The organism is Synechococcus sp. RedBA-s (genome assembly GCF_024345495.1).
In the GTDB taxonomy this organism is placed as follows: Bacteria; Cyanobacteriota; Cyanobacteriia; order PCC-6307; family Cyanobiaceae; genus Regnicoccus_A.
The window spans coordinates 66,700-83,817 of the sequence record NZ_JAGQBF010000001.1 but is presented as its reverse complement, the minus strand read 5'-3'; the positions used below and the strand labels follow the sequence as shown (position 1 = coordinate 83,817).

Sequence of the window (17,118 nt, the reverse complement as noted above, 5' to 3'; positions counted from 1 at the left end):
CCTTTTTCACGCTTGTTTGGTTCCGAGGGAGGATCTGCTGCCGTCGCGGCTCCTGGAGGGGGAGGCCATTTCTGTATGATCGGCAGCCAAACTCCCCCTTGTCAACGGGTTTCCCGTTCCTGCCATGACCCTGCGCGTTGCGATCAATGGATTCGGCCGGATTGGTCGCAACTTCATGCGTTGTTGGCTCAGCAGGGGCGAAAACACCGGCATCGAGGTGGTTGGTCTCAACGACACGTCCGATCCACACACGAATGCCCATCTGCTCGAGTACGACTCGATGCTGGGCAAGATTCGTGACACCGTCGTGGGTTATACCAGCGACACGATCACGGTGAATGGAAAGCCGATCAAGTGCTTTTCTGATCGCAATCCTCTCAACCTGCCCTGGAAGGACTGGGGCGTTGACCTGGTGATTGAAGCCACGGGCGTGTTCATTGACACCGAGGGCGCCGGCAAACATATCAAGGCCGGAGCCAGCAAGGTGCTGATCACGGCTCCGGGCAAGGGCGATGGTATCGGCACCTTCGTCGTCGGGGTTAACCACGAGGATTACCGCCACGACGACTTCAATGTGATCAGCAACGCCAGCTGCACCACCAACTGCATGGCACCTCTCGTCAAGGTGCTTGACCAGTCCTTTGGCATTGTCAAGGGCACGATGACCACCACCCACAGCTACACCGGTGACCAGCGCATTCTTGATGCCAGCCACCGCGATCTTCGCCGCGCCCGTGCCGCCGCCATCAACATTGTTCCCACCTCCACTGGCGCTGCCAAAGCGGTCGCTCTGGTGTACCCACCGATGAAGGGGAAGCTGAATGGCATCGCCATGCGCGTGCCCACCCCCAACGTGTCGGTGGTCGACCTGGTGGTGGAAGTCAGCCGTGGTACCAGTCGTGAAGAGGTTAATGCCGTGCTCAAGGAAGCCTCCGAGAACGGCATGAAGGGCATCATCAAATACTCCGATCTTCCCCTGGTTTCCTCCGACCATGCCGGCACTGATGAGTCGACGATCGTGGATGCGGATCTCACCCTGGTGATGGGCGACAACATGGTCAAGGTCATCGCCTGGTACGACAACGAGTGGGGTTACAGCCAGCGGGTGGTCGATCTGGCCGAGCTGGTGGCTAAGAACTGGAAGTGAGTTCAGCTCGCTGAGCTCATCACTCGGGCCGTTCCCCTGGGGGACGGCTTTTTTATGGCACCGGGCAGGGATGCAGAGGGGCTTTCTGCCGCTGTTCAGTGAAAATGTGTGAAGCCTTCAGCGGCGTCCTCCAGGGGTGAGCGGCTACCGGCCCAGCGCAGCAGCCCCGATCCAGGGCTCAGGGATCCGATCCGGTGGGTCCCGGGCAGGGACTGGATCAGCCGTTGGGCCCAGGCGGGATCCAGGGCCAGCACCAGTTCGAAATCTTCGCCGCCGCTTAGGCACCACGTTTCAGCCCCGGCCAGGGCAGCCATCTCCGGATCCAGTGGCAGCAGCCTGTGCTCCAGCAGGGCATCGCAGCCGCTCCCCCGGGCCAGGGCCTTCAGCGCTGCCGCCAGCCCGTCGCTGCTGTCGGTGCCGGCCACCCTCCAGGGGCAGCCCGCCGGTTGGCAGGAGGCCAGCGCCTCCACCACATCCAACCGAGGCCGTGGCCTGCGGTGGGCCTGAAGAGCTCGCTCCAGCAGGGTCGGAGCGGCCTGGCGCCAGTCTGGAGTTCCGGGCGCCGGGGCCTCCTGCAGCAGCGCCGCGAGGCCCAGGCGGCTGAGCCCATGGGCCCCCGTGCTCACCAGGGCATCGCCGGCGCGGCCATCCCGGCGCCGGATCGGCCCTTGATCCCCCAGTTGCCCCAGGGCTGTGATGGCCAGCAGCCGCTGGTCACCGCCGCTGCAGTCGCCCCCCAGCAGCGTGCCGCCGTAGCACTCCAGAGCGGCGCTCAGCCCCTGGTACACCCCCTCCACCCAGGCCCAGGGGGTGGTCGCTGGCGCCACCAGGGCCACCGTCAGTCCCAGCACCTTCCGGCTGCCCATGGCCGCCAGGTCCGAGAGGTTGGCCGCCGCCGCCCGCCAGCCCACATCGGCGGCGGCCGTGGTGGCCTCACTGAAATGGATGCCCTCCACCAGCACGTCGCTGTTCACCACCAGGGCCTGCTGGCCATGGCCAGCCAGCAGGGCGGCGTCATCGGCGAACTGACCGGGGGGAGCGAAGGCTCCCAGCCGCTCGATCAGCTCCCATTCCCCCAGGTCGGCCAGGGTTGGCGCTTGGCTGGCGCCCTCAGGCATGGGGCCGTAGGTTGTCGGCCCCCTCCACCACAGTCGCCTTGACGATGCCGTCGTCGGCGGTGAGCTCCTGGAGCACATCGAAGCCCTCCACCACGTAGCCGAAGGCGGCATAGCGACCGTCGATCAAATTGAGGCCAGCCGGGGTCAGTTCCGCCTCGAACAGGAAGAGGAAGAACTGGGAGGAGCCATCGTTCAGAGCGGTGTCGGAGTGGGCCCAGCCCAGGGTTCCCTTGGTGGCGAAAGGCAGCACCGGAGTGGCCTTGAACAGGCCGAGGTCCTCGAAGGTCTGGTTGTAGAAGGGCTTGCCCTGGCCCGGCACCATGATCTCCAGGGGCACTTGGCGCTCCTGGCCGGAGGCGTCCACGTAGCCACTGGCCGATCCTTTGGGATCGCCGGTCTGGAGCACGTAGAAATCCTCGGCGCGGATGAAGGGCAGCTTGTCGTAGAAGCCCCGCTGAACCAGGTCGACGAAGGCTCCGGCGGTCAGCGGGGCGTTGTAGCCATCCACCACAGCGGTCAGGTCGCCTTTGGTGGTGGTGAGCTTCACGGTGGCGCGACCCAGCAGCCGGGGCAGGTCGGCGAACTCCTCAGGAATGTCGAAGGGGAAGGGCCCCACCAGCAGGGCTTCGGCTGCACCGATGGTGCTCAGGGCCCGGCGGCGGGCGGTCAGGAAGGCTTCGCGGTCCTGACGCTCGGCGGCTTCGGCCACGGCCTGCAGTTCAGATTCGAGGCCGTCGAGCAGGGCTGTGGCCTCCTGCCGCTGCTCGATCGGGAACGCCGCCAGCAGGGCGGAGCGTCGGCTGCTCAGCTGCCCCTGGGCCTTGCGGGCGTTGCCGGTGAGGGCGCTCCAGCGTTTGGCCCGCAGGTCATCGCTGCTGTCTTCGAGGCGATGCTGCAGTTTCTGCAGATCCGGCTGCTCGATCGGCAGGGCATTGCGCAGAAGGGCGGCCGGATCGGTGACGGCGTTTCCCGGTGGCAGGGCCGCCGCCACCGGGCTGACCCGGGTGATGCTGGCGCCGCAGGCGAGCACCAGGGCCAGCAGCGTCAGCGCCAGGGACCGCCAGGGGCTCCTGGCCAGACCCGATTGCTGCTCGCCGGGTTGCAGCTCTTCTGGCCGGCGGGCCCGCGTGTGCTGAGAACTCCTGTTCATGGCTGTCCCTGCCGGTCTCCGGGCGTTCTGCCGATCACCGGACTTTGGCACAGCTGGCCGGGGCCCAGATCCAGTGCCGAAGGGGGGTTCAACGGCCAGCCGTACAATCCCGCTCACCCGTTCCCCCGGAATGATCTCGAGCAACGACTTCCGAACTGGCACCACCATCGAGCTCGATGGACAGGTCTGGAGGGTCGTCGAGTTCCTTCACGTCAAGCCCGGCAAGGGTTCCGCCTTCGTGCGCACCAAACTCAAGGCCGTGCAGAGCGGCAGCGTGGTGGAGAAGACCTTCCGCGCCGGCGAAACCGTCGCCCAGGCCCAGCTCGAGAAATCCACCCTGCAACACACCTACATGGAGGCGGATGAGTATGTCTTCATGGACATGTCCTCCTACGAGGAGACCCGCCTCACCGCCAAGCAGATCGGTGATGGGCGCAAGTACCTCAAGGAGGGCATGGAGGTGAATGTGGTGGCCTGGAACGGCTCCCCCCTCGAAGTGGAGCTCCCCAACTCGGTGGTGCTCGAGGTCACCCAGACCGATCCCGGCGTCAAGGGCGACACCGCCACGGGGGGGACCAAGCCCGCCATCGTTGAGACCGGCGCCCAGGTGATGGTGCCCCTGTTCATCACCATCGGCGAGAAGATCAAGATCGACACACGCAACGACAGTTATCTCGGCCGGGAGTCCTGATCGCCATGCAGCTCGACAACGACCAACTTCACAACTTGCTCATCTTCCTGGAGCAGAGCGACATCCAGGAGCTGAAGCTCGAGGGTGACGACTTCCGCCTGGAGGTGCGCCGCAACCTGCCGTCCCCGGTGGCGCTCGCCCCCGCTCCGGCCCCGCTGCTTGCGCCCGCAGTGGCCCCTGCCGCTCCGGCGCCGGGCCCCGCCAGCACCACGGCCCCCTCCAGCCCGCCGCCGGCACCCTCCGCGTTCCGGGCCGATCTGGTGGACATCACGGCCCCGATGGTGGGAACTTTTTACCGCTCTCCCTCGCCCACCGATGCCGCCTTCGTGGAGATCGGCAGCCGCATCAGTGCCGGCCAGCCCGTGTGCATCCTTGAGGCGATGAAGCTGATGAACGAGCTGGAGGCTGAAGTCAGCGGTGAAGTGGTGGAGATCCTGGTGGAGAACGGCACACCGGTGGAATTCGGTCAGGTGCTGCTGCGGCTCAAGCCCACCTGAGTCAGCCCAGCTCCCAGGCGGTTTCCAGGGCTGCCACCATGCTGTCGGGGCGGGCCAGGCCGGCGCCGGCCCTGTCGAAGCCGGTGCCATGATCCGGTGAGGTGCGCAGGAACGGGAGCCCGAGGGTGGTGTTCACCGCCGCATCGAAGGCCAGCAGCTTGATCGGGATCAGCCCCTGATCGTGATAGAGCGCCAGGTAGCCATCGGCGCCCTGCCCTTCGCCCCGCCAGGCGGCGGCGGCCCCCAGCCAGCAGGTGTCCGGAGGCAATGGCCCCGTCACGCTCACCGTGGGGTGCCGTTGCCGCCAGCTGTCCAGCAACGGAATCAGCCACTGCTGTTCCTCCATCCCCAGCTGGCCCCCTTCACCGGCGTGGGGATTGAGGCCGGCCACGGTCAGCCTGGGCTGGGGCTCAAAGCGCCGGCAGAACGCCAGCAGCATCTCCAGCTGGTGTTCCACCAGGGCCGGGGTGAGGGCCTGGGGCACCCGGGCCAGGGGGATGTGGGTGGTGGCCAGCAGTGTGTTCAGCCGCCAGTGACCCCCTGGAGAACGGGCGGTGAACAGCATCGAGGCGCGCTCCTGTCCGCAGAGTTCCGCGAGCCGCTCGGTCTGACCGGGGTAGTGGTGGCCGGCGGCGTGCCAGGCGTGTTTGGCAATCGGTGCGGTGGTCAGGGCGCCGGCCTGGCCGCTGAGCACCAGATCCACTGCCGCGCTCAGCCAGTCGAAGCTGGCGGCACCACTGGCGGCCGTCCCCTGGCCCGGGGCGATGGTCTCTGTCAGGGGCCTGTCGAGGATGGGGTAGGCCCCCGGATCCGCCAGCGGCGTGGCGCTGCGCTCGCGCAGGTCCATGTAGGTCTGCTCCAGCCAGCGGCGGCAGCCCACCAGCAGCACAGTCCCATCTGCACCGCGCGCCCGCAGGGCGGCCAACGCCTTGAGGGTCACCTCAGCGCCGATGCCGGCAGGATCCCCCAGAGCCAGGGCGATGACCCCTTGCTTAGCGTTGTGGTTGGTGGACTCGAGAGTCATGATCCGCTGGTTGCTTCTGGGGGGACTGGTGTTTGGCCTGGCTCAGGGGTTGCAGAAGCAATGGGTGGTGATCGATTGGTGCCGTCTGAAGACAGACCTGAGCATCCCCAGCCTCACCAATCTTCAGCCGCTGGCGGCTCCGGTCTGCCCTGAGGAGGTGCTGCCCGCCCCTCGCTGAAGGGTCTGCTCCTCCTGAAGGGAGGCCCTGAAGCCTTCCCGGTAGCTGGGATAGAGCAGCTGGTAGCCGAGCTCGAGGCGGAGCCGTCGGTTGCTGGTGCGCCGATTCTCGCTCCAGAAGCTGCGGGCCATGGGGCTGAGGCTGTCCTGGATCCGCCTGTAGGACTCCACATCGGGCAATGGGCAGTTCAGCAGATGGGCGGCGTAGCCCAGGGTTTCACTGGAGGGGCAGGGCCTGTCGTCCGCCACGTTGAGCACTGCTGGTCGTTGGCTGGCTGGCAGGGCCAGGTTGTGCAGCAGGGCACCAGTGATGTCATCGACGTGGATGCGGCTGAACACCTGGGCGGGTTTGTGGATCAGGCGACTGCTGCCGGCGCGCAGGCCGTTGAACGGGCAGCGTCCTGGCCCGTAGATCGCCGGCAGGCGGAACACCTGCAGGGGTAGACCACTGGCCTGCCAGGCCTGTTCGCAGGCCAGCCTTGCGCGGCTGCGGGGCAGCCCAGGGTTGGGCGTGTCGTTTTCCTCGACCCAGGCGCCGCCGCGATCGCCATAGACCCCGGAGGTGGAGAGGTAGCCCAGCCATTGCAGCGGCAGGCCGGCCAGGCTGGTCCCCAGGCTCTCCAGCACCGGATCCCTGCCGTCACGGCCAGGGGGAACGGTGACCAGCACATGGGTGATGCCCTCCAGGGCGCCGGGCTCGATCCCCGGCCTGAGCTCGCTGGCGAAGGGCACCGAACGGATCCCTTCACCGAGCAGGGGATCGCTGCCGGGGCGGTGGCTGATCAGCACCGGCATGCCGGTGGCGGCCACGGCCGCGGCGAAGCGCCGGCCGCTGTAGCCGCCCCCCAGCACCAGCATCCGGCCGGAGGCCCCCGTCCAGGGGCCGCGGTTGACAACAGCGCTCACCATGAGTACACCTGTATCACTGCCTGGTTCCACTGATGGCTGCCTCCAGCTTCTCTCCGCCCCGGCTCCTCTCCGCGGGCCAGGTCCGCCCAGACCGGGCCCGGCCCTGGTCCTGGAGTCTCCCCCGTTCCCTCGGGGCCCTCCCCTGGCTGGTGGTGGCCCTGGTGCTCACGGCTGCCCTGGTGGCACCAGAGCAGCCCGAGCAGCTCGCGGCCCTCTGTCAACGCCACAGCGGGCCCGCCGCCTGCCGCGTCTGGTGAGAGCGGTCGCTTTTAGGCCGCCTGCAGTCTCAGGGCTGGCCCCTGGGCCTGGGGCAGAGCTGAGGCCTGGTTGGCCGCCGCCGGCTCGGGAGTGGCCCACTGCAGCAGGCGCACGGCCAGGCGCAGATCGCCGTCCATCCAGGCCCGGATCGCCATGGCCCGGCGCGGGTCGTAGAAGCGCTGACGCCGATACCAGTCGAAGGCGTCGGCGTCACTCTTGTGGCCGTTGCAGCCCAGGCAGGCGGGAACGCAGTTCTCGGTGACGCTCAGGCCACCGCGGCAGCGCGGCAGCACGTGATCAATGGATTCGGAGCGATTGCCGCAATAAATACAGCGATGTTGGGTCTGTTTGTGCAGAGATTGTCTCCAGCGTCTAACGCGCAACTTGGGGCAGAGGTCCTCAAGGAAAACCGCATCCCTGACCTGCATTCCCATGCCTCGGTTGCGGACAGTTTGCCCTTGGCTTCTGATCTGTCAATGTGTCGAAGACTTCATTTCTTCAACCTGATCGCCAAGGCTTGTTCGCCGCGCCAGACTGACTAGAATCGAATTCCACGAAGCGCGGCGGTGTCCCTGCAAGCCACGCATGGGGCACCGCCGCGCTGCCTGATGCGGCTCGGGTCCTGCGGCCTGATCGAGGTGATCTCCCCGTTCGATCCGGTCACTCAGGCCCAGCTGCGCACGATCAGGCCCGCGGGCCGCTGGCGGGCCCAGCGCCAAAGCTGGGAGTTCCCGCTGGAGGCCGCCGGTCAGCTGGAGGCGCTGCTGGGGGGACGCTTCGCCATCGAGCCCGAACTCCTCCAGTGGATGGCCTGGCTGCGTCAGCCCCTGCCCCCCCTGCCCCCGCACCGTGCGCTGGTGGCGGCGGCCCAGCTCACGGTCCCCCTGCCCGACGGGCGGCGCCTGTTCAGCCACCAGCGCACGGCGGCCCGCTGGCTGCTTGCTCGCCGGGGGGCGGTGCTGGCCCATGCCATGGGGCTGGGCAAGACCCTCACAGCCCTGGTGGCGGCCCGGGCCCTCTCCCGCTGCGCCGACTGCCGCATTGCCGTGGTCGCTCCGGTGGGTTTGCATGGCTTCTGGCGGCAGGAGTCATTGGCCCTGGAGCTGGCCGTGGAGCTGATCAGCTGGGCGCGGCTGCCGTCGGAGCTGCCCCCTGCCGGCACGGTGCTGATCGTTGATGAGGCCCACTTCGCCCAGAACCTGGGCGCGGCCCGCACCCGCGCCCTGCTGCGCCTGGCCCGCCACCCCCGCCTGCGGGCGATCTGGCTCCTGAGCGGCACCCCGATGAAGAACGGCCGCCCGGTGCAGCTCTTCCCCCTGCTGGCCGCCATCGATCACCCCCTCGGCCGTGATCAGCTCAGCTTTGAGCAGACCTACTGCCAGGGCCACTGGCGCGACAGCGGCGGGCGCCGCCACTGGCAGGCCAACGGCGCTGAACGGCTGGAGGAGCTGCACCGCTTGATCCAGCCGCTGCTGCTGCACAGGCGCAAGCAGGATTGCCTCGACCTTCCCCCCAAGCGGCGGCTGCACTGTCCTGTGGAGCTCGATGGCAGCGAGGCTCTGGGGTTCGAGCGGGAGCTGCAGCAGCGGGTGGAGCAGTACCGCCTGCGGGCGGCCCGCGGCGAGGTGCGCCGTGATGCGGAATCTCTGGCGATGCTCACGGCCCTGAGGCAGATCGGAGCGGCCTACAAGCTGCCGGCGGCCCAGGCGCTGGTCAGTGAGCTGCTCGCCAGTGGAGCGTCGGTGGTGGTGTTCACGGCTTTCGTGGCCCCCGCCGAGCGCCTGGCGGAGAACCTGGGCGGTGCCCTGCTCACAGGCCGGCTAAGGCCGCCGGAGCGCCAGCGCCAGGTGGAACGCTTCCAGGCGGGCCGGGTGCCCCTGCTGGTGGCCACCTTCGCGGTGGGGGGCCTTGGCTTCACCCTGCATCGCGCCAGCCATGTGTTGCTGCTGGAGAGGCCCTGGACTCCGGGGGACACCGAGCAGGCGGAGGACCGCGCCCATCGCATCGGTATGGGTGGCGCCCTCACCAGCCACTGGCTGCAGCTGGGGGTGGCCGATCAGCTGGTGGATGGGCTGATCGCCAGCAAGGCCGAGCGAATCGCCCTGACCCTCGGCGGCCGTCAGGCGATCCTGCGCCGCCAGGCCCTGCCGGCGATGGTGCGCCAGCTGCTGGAGGCCTGGTGAATCAGGGTGAGCTGACGGCCTGGGTATCCCGGCAGCTTTCCTGGCGGACCCGGATGTCGGTGACCAGCTGGGGATCGCCGGCTTCCGCCGGGGGTGAGTCGTCGCCATTGGCCTTGATCAGCTCGGCGGCCCGGTCAATGTCCTGGCAGGCCCTGCCCTGCTCGCCCCTGAGGGTGTGGATCACGAAGCGATCGCTGAGGGGACGGGCCTGGCGTGGGTAGGTGCTCACCACCCGGTCGCAGCGTTCGAGCGCCTGATCAAGCCGATCCACCTTGACCTCATCGAGGCACTCGTCCTGGCGCAGCAGTGGCGCTTCCGTGGTCGGTGGCTCCGCCGGCGCACAACCGGCCAGGGCGAGGGTCAGCGCCAGGGCGCACCAGAGCCCCCGAAGGGGTTCAACGCGAGGGGAGTCAGTAGGAATAGCGGTCATGGCGTGTGGTGCCGCCACCGCTGGGGATGGGAACGGGGCCCGTGCTGCCGCTGGCGGGAATGTCGGACTGGAGTGGCGCCGGTTTCTCACTGCCGTAGAGAGCTCCAATGAAACGGCCGCAATCGGGGTAGGTCTCCGGAGACTTCACCACGGCCTCGGTGATCATCACGGCGGCGTGTTCCGGGGAGGTCTTGAACAAACTGGCGCTCTGGCGTTTGATCAGGGCATAGGCGGCGGTCCAGCTCACCTCGTGGTCATTGCCGGCCTTGCGCATGAAGCAGTAGACCTCGGCGCCCTTGGAGCCCGGATTGCTGGGGTCTGGCTGGTTGAGCTGGGCCACCAGCAAAGGTTGGCTCAACAGGGGCAGCGTGCTGGCCAGCAGCAGGGCGGGCACCAGAGTCCCCCGCAGGGCCCACCTCAGCCTGCGGCCGCGGCCGCAGGCGGACGCCGTTTCTGTGGGGCAGAGGCGGGGGAGACGGGTCAGCATCGAGTCGGTTCGTGGGGCCAGGCATCGGCCACCAACGTATCGGTCGACTCCGAACTGTCGAGGGGGGTTCAGGGGCTGCTCAGCTGGAGGAATGACCAGCTGTGAATGACAGCACCAGCCGGATCACCATGGGCACCACCAGCAGCACAGTGATCAACCGCACTGCGTGCAGGGCCGCCACGGCGGCACCGACGCCGAATTCAGCGCCCACCAGGCTCATGCCGCTGATGCCGCCGGGGGCCGCCCCCAGCAGGGTGATGATCGGACTGACCCCCAGCAGGCGGCTGCTCCAGAGACCCACCACCAGTCCGGTGGCCACCAGGCTGACGGTGATCAGGATCGCCGGCCGCCACAGCTGTCGCAGTTCGCTCAGCGCAGAGCTGGTGAGGCCGGTGCCGATCACGGTGCCGATGGCGATCTCCAGGCCGGTGCGGGTTCCAGGGGGCCACTGGGCCACATCCCAGCGTCCGCTCATGCTCACCAGGCCGGCGCCGAGCAGGGCGCCCGCCAGGGGGGCCGCCGGAATTCCGGTCCGCAGGGCGAGCAAGCCACCGCCGAGGCCGGCCAGCAGATAAATCGTCAGGGTGGCCAGGCTGGACATGCCTACAGGTGATGCCACGACGACTCAGTCTGGTAGATGGCTTGAGCGCTGGGAGGTTCTGTGCTGTGATCGGCCTTCTTGGCTCGATCGCCATGGCCCCTGAATCCGTGTCGTTCCGCATCACCCGCACGGCGGAAGATCTCGCCCAGACGGTGGCGGCCCTCTCGCACCGGCTGGTGCATCTGGAGCAACGGCTTGGCCTGCTGGAGATGGCGCTGGAGGAGGAGCAGCAACCGGAGCTCGAACAGCTCCAGTCCCTCGCCAATGTGGACGTGCTGCTGCGGGATTGCCGTCAGTTGTTGGAGACGTCCGCTCCCCTGCCCGCTCCGGTGGCGATCGAGCCGGCCCCGCCCCAGGAACTGGATCTGGCCGCCTAGCCCGTGGGCTCAGCTGTTGCCTGGAGTAGATGGTGGTGGTGCTTGACCAAGGGAGTGGACCTCTACCACCCGATCTGGCGGTGAGCTGGTGCGCAGTGGCAGAATGAAAAGAAAGACAACCATGGCCCACAGCTATCCGGCCTGCCCCCTGCCCCGTCACGGGGGGTCCATGGCACCCCAGAGCACTGTTCACCGCCCGGGCTACATCGAAGGCGGCCACCAGCTCGAGAAGCTGGAATTTGCCTTGGCCATCGCCATCAGCCGCGGAGACAGCAGCCGGGCCAGTGAGCTGAGAACTCAGATCGACGCCCTCGGTGATCATGGCGAAGAGCCAGGCACCTGATCAGCTGATTGCGGCTTTTGGTGTCTGAATTTTTTCTCTCTTTGCTGCTAACTTCGCGCCCAAGCGTTAACGTGGCTGCAGATTGACCTGAAGTTGTGCTTGCGGTTCAAACGCGATCTTCGATCGCCATGTCACAGGGATCCGAGCAACGAAGCCAGTTTCTGCGGGATGCGGCTCAGCATGAATCCCGTGCCGAAGCAGCCGCGCAGCGTGGTGATCTCGTTGAGGCCGCCCAGGCTGTGCTCAAGTCTTTGGATTGCGAAAGGCGCGCTGGCAGCGTCGGACCACAGATCCTTCAGCTGATCAAGCCCAGATCCTGAACGTCCTGGTTGATTCTGAGATCGCAAGCGGGTGACCGGACTCGAACCGGCGACGTTCAGCTTGGGAAGCTGACATTCTACCACTGAATTACACCCGCATTCCTTTACCCTAGCAAAGAGTGATCAGCCCGGAACTGAACGCGTCAACCCCGGGCCTTGCTGCCGTTCCTCAGGCCGCCAGCTCCCTGGCCGCGGCGGCCAGACCTGATCCCACCGGCTGGCGGGCAGCCCCCAGCTCCTGCAGGGTCGCTTCGATGGCGGCCACTGCCGTGAGCACGTCGCGATCACAGACGAAGCCCAGGTGACCGATGCGAAACACCTTGCCCTTCAGATGGTCCTGGCCGCCCGCCAGCAGGATGTCGTAGCGCTCCTTCACTTTTTTGCGGAGTACCTCGGCGTCGAGGCCTTCGGGGGCCACCGCCGTGATCGACGGGCTGCCGTGGCCGTCAGCGGCGTAAAGGGGCAGGCCGATGGCGCGCATGGCGGCCTGGGTGGCCCGCTGCAGCCGGGCATGGCGGGCGAAAATGGCCTCCAATCCTTCCTGCTGCATCATCTCGAGGGCGGCTTCCAGGGCGTAGTACAGCGTCACCGGCGGCGTGAAGGGGTTGCTGTCAGCGGCGGCTGATTTCCGGTACTTGCCCAGATCCAGGTAGAACTTGGGCAGGTCGGAGCGCTTGTGTGCGTGCCAGGCCCGCTCGCTCATGGCCACAAAGGCCAGGCCCGGCGGCATCATGTAGCCCTTCTGTGAGCCCGAGCCCACCACGTCGAGGCCCCAGGCATCCACCGGCACCGGGCAGGCCCCCAGGCTGGTGACGCAGTCAGCCACCACCAAGGCCTGGCCATGGGCATGCACATGACGGGAGATCGTTTCCAGGTCATTGATCACCCCGGTGGAGGTTTCCGAGTGGGTGAGGATCACCGCGCGGATCTGTTTGTCGCTGTCGGCCTCAAGGGCCTGGCGGAAGGCCTCCGGATCCAGGGGCTGGCCCCAGTCGGCGCGGATCACCTCCACCTCCAGGCCGTAGGCCCGGGCCACCTTCACCCAGCGCTCACCGAACTTGCCATTGTCCCCGCAGAGCACCTTGTCGCCCCGGCTCAGCACGTTGATGATGCCCGCCTCCATGGCGGCGGTGCCGCTGCCGGTGATGGCCAGCACATCACCTTCGGTTTGATGCAGCCACTTGAGTTGCGCGCTGGTGCGCTTCACGATCGCCTGGAATTCGGCGCTGCGATGGCCGATCGGGTGGCGGCTCATGGCCAGCAGGACGGTTTCAGGCACCGGCGTGGGGCCGGGGATCATCAGGGTGAGCTTGTCCTGCATGGGGGGCGCTGGGGGGACGGGCGCGGCGGCCCAATTCACCACCTTAAAAAACGAAGGTGACACCGCCCACTTCAGCGTCTAGCCCCAGCTCCCCATCCAGCCTCCCGATCCACTCCGCAGCCAGGTCCCAGCCGATGACCCAAGCGACGCCCTTCACCCTGCCGGTCTGGGTGGCTGCGGCAGCCCGTGCCGCCCTGGAGGCGTTGCTGCAGGCCGAGGCCCGGGCGCCTGACGCCGCGACTCCCAGGGGCAGCAGCGAGGCCCAGCCGCTGGAGCTGTTGGAGCCGCCCGGCGTTGAGCTGGTGCCGGTGGAGGCCGCCGCCGCCCTCGGCGATGGTCAGGCCCTGGGCATGGCCCGCTGCGATCCGGGCGATGGCCTCGACCTCACCCGGGGCCTGCTGGTGTGGGTGCGGGCCAGTTGGTGGGAGCCGCCCCAGGAGCCGCCCCAGGGGAAGGGGCCATCCCAGCGGCTGCTGCTGGAGGCGGGGGAGGGGCTGGGAGTGTTGGCCGGCAGCCGGGAGCTTTGCCTCTCCGCCTATGCCCGCCGCCTGCTGGAGGTCAATCTCCTGCCCCTGTTGCCAGCGGGGCGCGGATTGCGGCTGCAGCTGGTGTTCCCCCGGGGCAGGGAGCTGGCCGGCCGCACCAGCAATGAAGCCTTCGGGGTGGTGGACGGCCTGGCTCTGATCGGCACCCAGGCCGTGGTCCAGAGCAGCGCCGCTCCCGATCGGCTGGAGCAGTGCCTCGAAACCTTGCGCCAGTGGCCCCGCTCGCCCCATCCCCGCGATCTGGTGCTGGTGATCGGAGAGAACGGGCTGGATCTGGCGCCCCGGCTGGGTCTGCCCGCCGGCCTGCTGCTCAAGGCCGGCAACTGGCTCGGCCCCCTGATCGTGGCGGCGGCCGAAGCCGGCGTGGAGCGGCTGCTGCTGTTCGGTTACCACGGCAAGTTGATCAAGCTGGCGGGAGGGATCTTCCACACCCATCACCACCTGGCCGATGGACGCGCCGAGGTGCTCACGGCTCTGGCGGCGCTTGAGGGGATGGGCGGCCCCGAGCTGCAGCGCTTGTTCCAGGCGCCCACGGTGGAGGCTGCTTTGGCGGAGTTGCAGGAGCTCGATGGGCCGCTGGCGGCCCGGATCGAGGCACGCCTGGCCCTGGCAATCGAGACCCGCAGCCAGGCCTACCTGGCCCGCTACGGCCGTTTCCCCACCCGGATCGGGGCGGCGCTGTTCGATCGAGCACGGCAGCTGCGGGTGGCGGGGCCCTGCGGCCAGGAGCTGCTGAAGGCTTTCCGGCACGACCTAGGGTGAGCCCAAAAGGCCAGGCAGGCCGTGATTCGGTCGTTATGTCCCACCCGTCCCCCTCGACCGAACAGCCCGAGAGCTCACGCCTGCCGGCGATCGTCATCCTTGATTTCGGCTCCCAGTACTCCGAGCTGATTGCCAGGCGGGTCAGGGAAACCGAGGTCTATTCCCTGGTGCTGGGCTATGCCACCAGCGTGGAGGAGATCCAACGGCTGGCACCAAAGGGAATCATCCTCAGCGGCGGCCCCAGTTCGGTCTACGAGGAGGGGGCACCCCTGTGCGATCCCGCCATCTGGGGCCTGGGCATTCCGGTGCTGGGGGTCTGCTATGGCATGCAGCTGATGGTGCAGCAGCTCGGCGGTCAGGTGGTGGCCGCCGGCCGGGGCGAGTACGGCAAGGCGCCCCTCTACGTGGATGACCCGGTCGATCTGCTCATCAACGTGGAGCACGGCTCAACGATGTGGATGAGCCACGGGGATTCGGTTCAGGCCCTGCCGCCGGGCTTCAGCCGCCTCGCCCACACCGACAACACCCCGGAAGCGGCGGTGGCCGATCACCAGCGTCGTCTGTATGGCGTGCAGTTCCACCCCGAAGTGGTGCATTCCCTAGGCGGAATGGCGATGATCCGCAACTTCGTTTATCACATCTGCGGCTGCGAACCTGACTGGACCACGGCCACCTTCATTGACGAAGCCCTGGCCGATGTGCGTGAGCGGGTGGGGGATAAGCGTGTGCTGCTGGCGCTTTCCGGCGGGGTTGATTCCTCCACGCTGGCCTTCCTGCTGCACCGGGCCATCGGTGATCAGCTCACCTGCATGTTCATCGATCAGGGATTCATGCGCAAGGGTGAGCCGGAGTTCCTCACTGAGTTCTTTGATGCGCAATTCCATATTCGAGTTGAGTACATCAATGCCCGTGATCGCTTCCTCGCCAAGCTCGATGGCATCACCGATCCTGAGCAGAAGCGCAAGATCATCGGTGCTGAATTCATCCGTGTGTTCGAGGAGGAAAGCAAGCGGCTCGGACCCTTCGATTACCTTGCCCAGGGCACACTTTACCCCGATGTAATCGAGTCGGCCGGCACCAACCTCGATCCCAAAACCGGCGAGCGGGTGGCGGTGAAGATCAAGAGCCACCACAACGTGGGCGGGCTGCCCAAGGATCTGCAGTTCAAGCTGGTGGAGCCCCTGCGGCGCCTGTTCAAAGATGAGGTGCGCAAGGTGGGCCGCAGCCTCGGCCTGCCCGAGGAAATCGTGCGCCGCCACCCCTTCCCGGGCCCTGGCCTGGCGATTCGCATCCTCGGCGAGGTGAGCGCTGAGAAGCTCAACATCCTGCGCGACGCTGACCTGATCGTGCGCGAAGAGGTGAATACCGCCGGCCTCTATCACGAGATCTGGCAGGCCTTTGCCGTGCTGCTGCCGGTGCGCAGCGTCGGTGTGATGGGCGACAAGCGCACCTATGCCTATCCGATCGTGCTGCGCTGCGTCTCCAGCGAAGACGGCATGACCGCCGACTGGTCCCGCCTGCCCTACGACCTGCTGGAGCGCATCTCCAACCGGATCGTCAATGAGGTGCAGGGGGTGAACCGGGTGGTGCTCGACATCACCAGCAAGCCCCCCGGCACGATCGAGTGGGAATAGGCGCAGCGCTGGCCCCACCGGCCTGTGTTCGATACCATCGGCTCCCAGCCTGTTTTCCTTGACCGCCGTCACCCAGCAGGATCCCCAGGTGCAGCGCCGCCTGCAGCAGGACAGCATCGTGCTGGGGGGGAAGACCATCTATCTCAATCCCTTTCTCTACTGGCGCCGCTTCGATGCCAACACCGATCGCTGGTTGCGCGAACCCGGTCAGTTGCCGGAGGAGCAGATTCTGGCCAACCGTGGCCGTTTCTACCCGGAAGTGCACTGGGAGGAAATCAGTGACGGTGAGCGCCAGATCAAGGATGGCGCCGTGGAGATGTTCATCAAGAGTCTGGAGCTGATCAGCACCTTCCACCCCGATCTCAGCGCCGGCCACCTGCTGGAGGTGGAGCGCAAGATGGCGGTCACCAAGAAGCGGGCCTTTGAGCGCTGGGTGGAGAAATCGCTGCAGCGTCGCTTGAAGCTGGAGCAGCGCGAGCGCCGCCGCTTTGATCGTGAGCGGACCCTGCGGGGCTGGGGGGAGTGGTTCAGCCTCGACATGACCCGCCAGGCGCTGCTGCCCATCACCGCTGCCCTGGCCCTGGCCGTGGTGGGCGGCTGGTGGGTGGGGTCCCGTGAGTTCTGTCGGGGGGTGATCCTCGAGCCCGGGATCCAGCGCACCCCCTGAACCCTCCGGCGCTCTGCTGGGCGTCAGACTGGCGAAACGGTCCGATGGTGCTTGCCAGCGGCGTTCGCTTCAGGAGTTCTGCCATGGCTGCCGATCCCTTTGATGCCCTGCGGCTCACCCTGATGGAGGAGATCCTTCCCGTGGGCATTGCCATGGTGGACCGGGCCCGCCGGGGCGGACCCCGCCAGGTGGTCGAGGCCTTTACCGCCACCGACGACCCCCTGGCCCAGCTGCGCCAGGAGGGGGATGCGGCCGCCAAGGCCGTGCGTGAAAGCCTGGATCAGGTGCAACCCGGACTGGGCAACCCTGTGCTGAAAGTGGAGGTGCGTGATGTGCCCTCTGATTTCTCTACGGATCTGAGCGGCCCGCCGCCCGCCGCCGCCAGCGGAGCTGACGAACGGCTGGCGCTGCAGGAGGCTCTGGCGCGCATTTCCGGGCGCCTGGAGAACCTCGAGCGCCGCCTCGGGGCCTGAGGCG

Annotated in this window: 20 protein-coding genes and 1 tRNA gene; 11 read left to right on the top strand and 10 right to left on the bottom strand. The window is 67.4% G+C overall.

The genetic code is table 11. The features are described from left to right. The first annotated feature begins 124 nt into the window (after positions 1 to 124). The gene (locus tag KBY67_RS00395) at positions 125 to 1,147 is read left to right on the top strand and encodes a type I glyceraldehyde-3-phosphate dehydrogenase (RefSeq protein ID WP_255107408.1); all 1,023 of its coding nucleotides are present in this window, start codon (positions 125 to 127) and stop codon (positions 1,145 to 1,147) included. Positions 1,148 to 1,242: 95 nt separating this feature from the next. Here the strand turns inward: KBY67_RS00395 and thiL are convergent, their stop codons facing one another. Together thiL and KBY67_RS00385 are read right to left on the bottom strand one after the other, a co-directional pair. Continuing rightward, positions 1,243 to 2,265 (bottom strand): thiamine-phosphate kinase, encoded by a 1,023-nt coding sequence (gene thiL / locus KBY67_RS00390; RefSeq protein ID WP_255107406.1) that lies wholly within the window; start codon positions 2,263 to 2,265, stop codon positions 1,243 to 1,245. After that, entirely contained in the window at positions 2,258 to 3,319 is a 1,062-nt protein-coding gene (locus KBY67_RS00385) for a peptidylprolyl isomerase (protein WP_315855533.1), read from the bottom strand. The genes thiL and KBY67_RS00385 overlap by 8 nt, the downstream gene beginning before the upstream one ends. A 226-nt stretch (positions 3,320 to 3,545) precedes the next feature. Here KBY67_RS00385 and efp point away from each other — a divergent pair, with 226 nt between their 5' ends. Next, the gene (gene efp / locus KBY67_RS00380; RefSeq protein WP_255107401.1) at positions 3,546 to 4,106 is read left to right on the top strand and encodes an elongation factor P; all 561 of its coding nucleotides are present in this window, start codon (positions 3,546 to 3,548) and stop codon (positions 4,104 to 4,106) included. Between the two features lie 5 nt (positions 4,107 to 4,111). Further along, positions 4,112 to 4,603 (top strand): acetyl-CoA carboxylase biotin carboxyl carrier protein, encoded by a 492-nt coding sequence (accB, locus tag KBY67_RS00375; RefSeq protein WP_255107399.1) that lies wholly within the window; start codon positions 4,112 to 4,114, stop codon positions 4,601 to 4,603. Position 4,604: 1 nt separating this feature from the next. On the opposite strand, the gene pdxA is transcribed toward accB, so the two are convergent. Then, a complete protein-coding gene (gene pdxA, locus KBY67_RS00370) occupies positions 4,605 to 5,627 on the bottom strand; it encodes a 4-hydroxythreonine-4-phosphate dehydrogenase PdxA (protein ID WP_255107397.1) in 1,023 nt (340 codons plus the stop codon). Between the two features lie 123 nt (positions 5,628 to 5,750). Beyond that, on the bottom strand, positions 5,751 to 6,713 hold the full coding sequence (locus tag KBY67_RS00365; protein ID WP_255107395.1) for an SDR family NAD(P)-dependent oxidoreductase: 963 nt from the start codon (positions 6,711 to 6,713) through the stop codon (positions 5,751 to 5,753). Between the two features lie 32 nt (positions 6,714 to 6,745). Between KBY67_RS00365 and KBY67_RS00360 the strand changes: the two genes are divergently transcribed. Beyond that, the gene (locus tag KBY67_RS00360; protein WP_255107393.1) at positions 6,746 to 6,970 is read left to right on the top strand and encodes a serine protease inhibitor; all 225 of its coding nucleotides are present in this window, start codon (positions 6,746 to 6,748) and stop codon (positions 6,968 to 6,970) included. A 12-nt stretch (positions 6,971 to 6,982) separates the two neighbouring features. Here the strand turns inward: KBY67_RS00360 and KBY67_RS00355 are convergent, their stop codons facing one another. Further along, positions 6,983 to 7,399, bottom strand: coding sequence for an HNH endonuclease (locus KBY67_RS00355; RefSeq protein ID WP_255107390.1), 417 nt, complete (start codon positions 7,397 to 7,399; stop codon positions 6,983 to 6,985). Positions 7,400 to 7,579: 180 nt separating this feature from the next. Between KBY67_RS00355 and KBY67_RS00350 the strand changes: the two genes are divergently transcribed. Further along, positions 7,580 to 9,154, top strand: a complete 1,575-nt coding sequence (locus tag KBY67_RS00350) for a DEAD/DEAH box helicase (protein ID WP_255107600.1) — start codon at positions 7,580 to 7,582, stop codon at positions 9,152 to 9,154. 1 nt (position 9,155) lies between these two features. Here the strand turns inward: KBY67_RS00350 and KBY67_RS00345 are convergent, their stop codons facing one another. From KBY67_RS00345 to KBY67_RS00335, 3 genes are all read right to left on the bottom strand, one after another. Then, the gene (locus KBY67_RS00345; RefSeq protein WP_255107388.1) at positions 9,156 to 9,584 is read right to left on the bottom strand and encodes a hypothetical protein; all 429 of its coding nucleotides are present in this window, start codon (positions 9,582 to 9,584) and stop codon (positions 9,156 to 9,158) included. Next, positions 9,565 to 9,978 (bottom strand): DUF6554 family protein, encoded by a 414-nt coding sequence (locus KBY67_RS00340; RefSeq protein WP_315855532.1) that lies wholly within the window; start codon positions 9,976 to 9,978, stop codon positions 9,565 to 9,567. Before KBY67_RS00340 ends, KBY67_RS00345 begins: the two co-directional genes overlap by 20 nt. Positions 9,979 to 10,150: 172 nt before the next feature. Beyond that, positions 10,151 to 10,672 (bottom strand): AbrB family transcriptional regulator, encoded by a 522-nt coding sequence (locus KBY67_RS00335; protein ID WP_255107386.1) that lies wholly within the window; start codon positions 10,670 to 10,672, stop codon positions 10,151 to 10,153. Positions 10,673 to 10,764: 92 nt separating this feature from the next. On the opposite strand from KBY67_RS00335, the gene KBY67_RS00330 reads away from it, so the two are divergent. Together KBY67_RS00330 and KBY67_RS00325 are read left to right on the top strand one after the other, a co-directional pair. Next, positions 10,765 to 11,049, top strand: coding sequence for a hypothetical protein (locus tag KBY67_RS00330; RefSeq protein ID WP_255107384.1), 285 nt, complete (start codon positions 10,765 to 10,767; stop codon positions 11,047 to 11,049). Between the two features lie 169 nt (positions 11,050 to 11,218). Then, positions 11,219 to 11,392 carry a hypothetical protein gene (locus KBY67_RS00325; protein WP_255107382.1) on the top strand — a complete coding sequence of 58 codons (174 nt, stop codon included), beginning with the start codon at positions 11,219 to 11,221 and terminating at the stop codon, positions 11,390 to 11,392. 346 nt (positions 11,393 to 11,738) lie between these two features. On the opposite strand, the gene KBY67_RS00320 is transcribed toward KBY67_RS00325, so the two are convergent. Together KBY67_RS00320 and KBY67_RS00315 are read right to left on the bottom strand one after the other, a co-directional pair. Beyond that, a tRNA-Gly gene (locus KBY67_RS00320) sits at positions 11,739 to 11,810 on the bottom strand. A 71-nt stretch (positions 11,811 to 11,881) separates the two neighbouring features. Beyond that, positions 11,882 to 13,033 (bottom strand): alanine--glyoxylate aminotransferase family protein, encoded by a 1,152-nt coding sequence (locus tag KBY67_RS00315; RefSeq protein ID WP_255107380.1) that lies wholly within the window; start codon positions 13,031 to 13,033, stop codon positions 11,882 to 11,884. A gap of 134 nt (positions 13,034 to 13,167) precedes the next feature. Here KBY67_RS00315 and cbiD point away from each other — a divergent pair, with 134 nt between their 5' ends. The 4 genes from cbiD (at position 13,168) to KBY67_RS00295 (ending at position 17,114) form a co-directional block, all read left to right on the top strand. Next, a complete protein-coding gene (gene cbiD / locus KBY67_RS00310) occupies positions 13,168 to 14,340 on the top strand; it encodes a cobalt-precorrin-5B (C(1))-methyltransferase CbiD (RefSeq protein ID WP_255107378.1) in 1,173 nt (390 codons plus the stop codon). 35 nt (positions 14,341 to 14,375) lie between these two features. Beyond that, on the top strand, positions 14,376 to 15,974 hold the full coding sequence (gene guaA / locus KBY67_RS00305) for a glutamine-hydrolyzing GMP synthase (RefSeq protein WP_255107376.1): 1,599 nt from the start codon (positions 14,376 to 14,378) through the stop codon (positions 15,972 to 15,974). 58 nt (positions 15,975 to 16,032) lie between these two features. Then, positions 16,033 to 16,641 (top strand): hypothetical protein, encoded by a 609-nt coding sequence (locus tag KBY67_RS00300; protein ID WP_255107374.1) that lies wholly within the window; start codon positions 16,033 to 16,035, stop codon positions 16,639 to 16,641. A gap of 83 nt (positions 16,642 to 16,724) precedes the next feature. Next, positions 16,725 to 17,114: a hypothetical protein gene (locus tag KBY67_RS00295; protein ID WP_255107372.1), complete on the top strand. Its 390-nt coding sequence runs from the start codon at positions 16,725 to 16,727 to the stop codon at positions 17,112 to 17,114. Positions 17,115 to 17,118 lie beyond the last annotated feature (4 nt).

Coding starts and splice junctions, on each gene's coding strand:
- guaA (WP_255107376.1), top strand. CDS start 14,376: ATGTCCCACCCGTCCCCCTCGACCGAACAGCCCGAGAGCTCACGCCTG.
- thiL (WP_255107406.1), bottom strand. CDS start 2,265: ATGCCTGAGGGCGCCAGCCAAGCGCCAACCCTGGCCGACCTGGGGGAA.
- pdxA (WP_255107397.1), bottom strand. CDS start 5,627: ATGACTCTCGAGTCCACCAACCACAACGCTAAGCAAGGGGTCATCGCC.
- KBY67_RS00315 (WP_255107380.1), bottom strand. CDS start 13,033: ATGCAGGACAAGCTCACCCTGATGATCCCCGGCCCCACGCCGGTGCCT.
- KBY67_RS00365 (WP_255107395.1), bottom strand. CDS start 6,713: ATGGTGAGCGCTGTTGTCAACCGCGGCCCCTGGACGGGGGCCTCCGGC.
- KBY67_RS00395 (WP_255107408.1), top strand. CDS start 125: ATGACCCTGCGCGTTGCGATCAATGGATTCGGCCGGATTGGTCGCAAC.
- KBY67_RS00325 (WP_255107382.1), top strand. CDS start 11,219: ATGGCACCCCAGAGCACTGTTCACCGCCCGGGCTACATCGAAGGCGGC.
- KBY67_RS00355 (WP_255107390.1), bottom strand. CDS start 7,399: ATGCAGGTCAGGGATGCGGTTTTCCTTGAGGACCTCTGCCCCAAGTTG.
- KBY67_RS00350 (WP_255107600.1), top strand. CDS start 7,580: ATGCGGCTCGGGTCCTGCGGCCTGATCGAGGTGATCTCCCCGTTCGAT.
- KBY67_RS00335 (WP_255107386.1), bottom strand. CDS start 10,672: ATGTCCAGCCTGGCCACCCTGACGATTTATCTGCTGGCCGGCCTCGGC.
- efp (WP_255107401.1), top strand. CDS start 3,546: ATGATCTCGAGCAACGACTTCCGAACTGGCACCACCATCGAGCTCGAT.
- KBY67_RS00360 (WP_255107393.1), top strand. CDS start 6,746: ATGGCTGCCTCCAGCTTCTCTCCGCCCCGGCTCCTCTCCGCGGGCCAG.
- KBY67_RS00345 (WP_255107388.1), bottom strand. CDS start 9,584: ATGACCGCTATTCCTACTGACTCCCCTCGCGTTGAACCCCTTCGGGGG.
- accB (WP_255107399.1), top strand. CDS start 4,112: ATGCAGCTCGACAACGACCAACTTCACAACTTGCTCATCTTCCTGGAG.
- KBY67_RS00295 (WP_255107372.1), top strand. CDS start 16,725: ATGGCTGCCGATCCCTTTGATGCCCTGCGGCTCACCCTGATGGAGGAG.
- cbiD (WP_255107378.1), top strand. CDS start 13,168: ATGACCCAAGCGACGCCCTTCACCCTGCCGGTCTGGGTGGCTGCGGCA.
- KBY67_RS00330 (WP_255107384.1), top strand. CDS start 10,765: ATGGCCCCTGAATCCGTGTCGTTCCGCATCACCCGCACGGCGGAAGAT.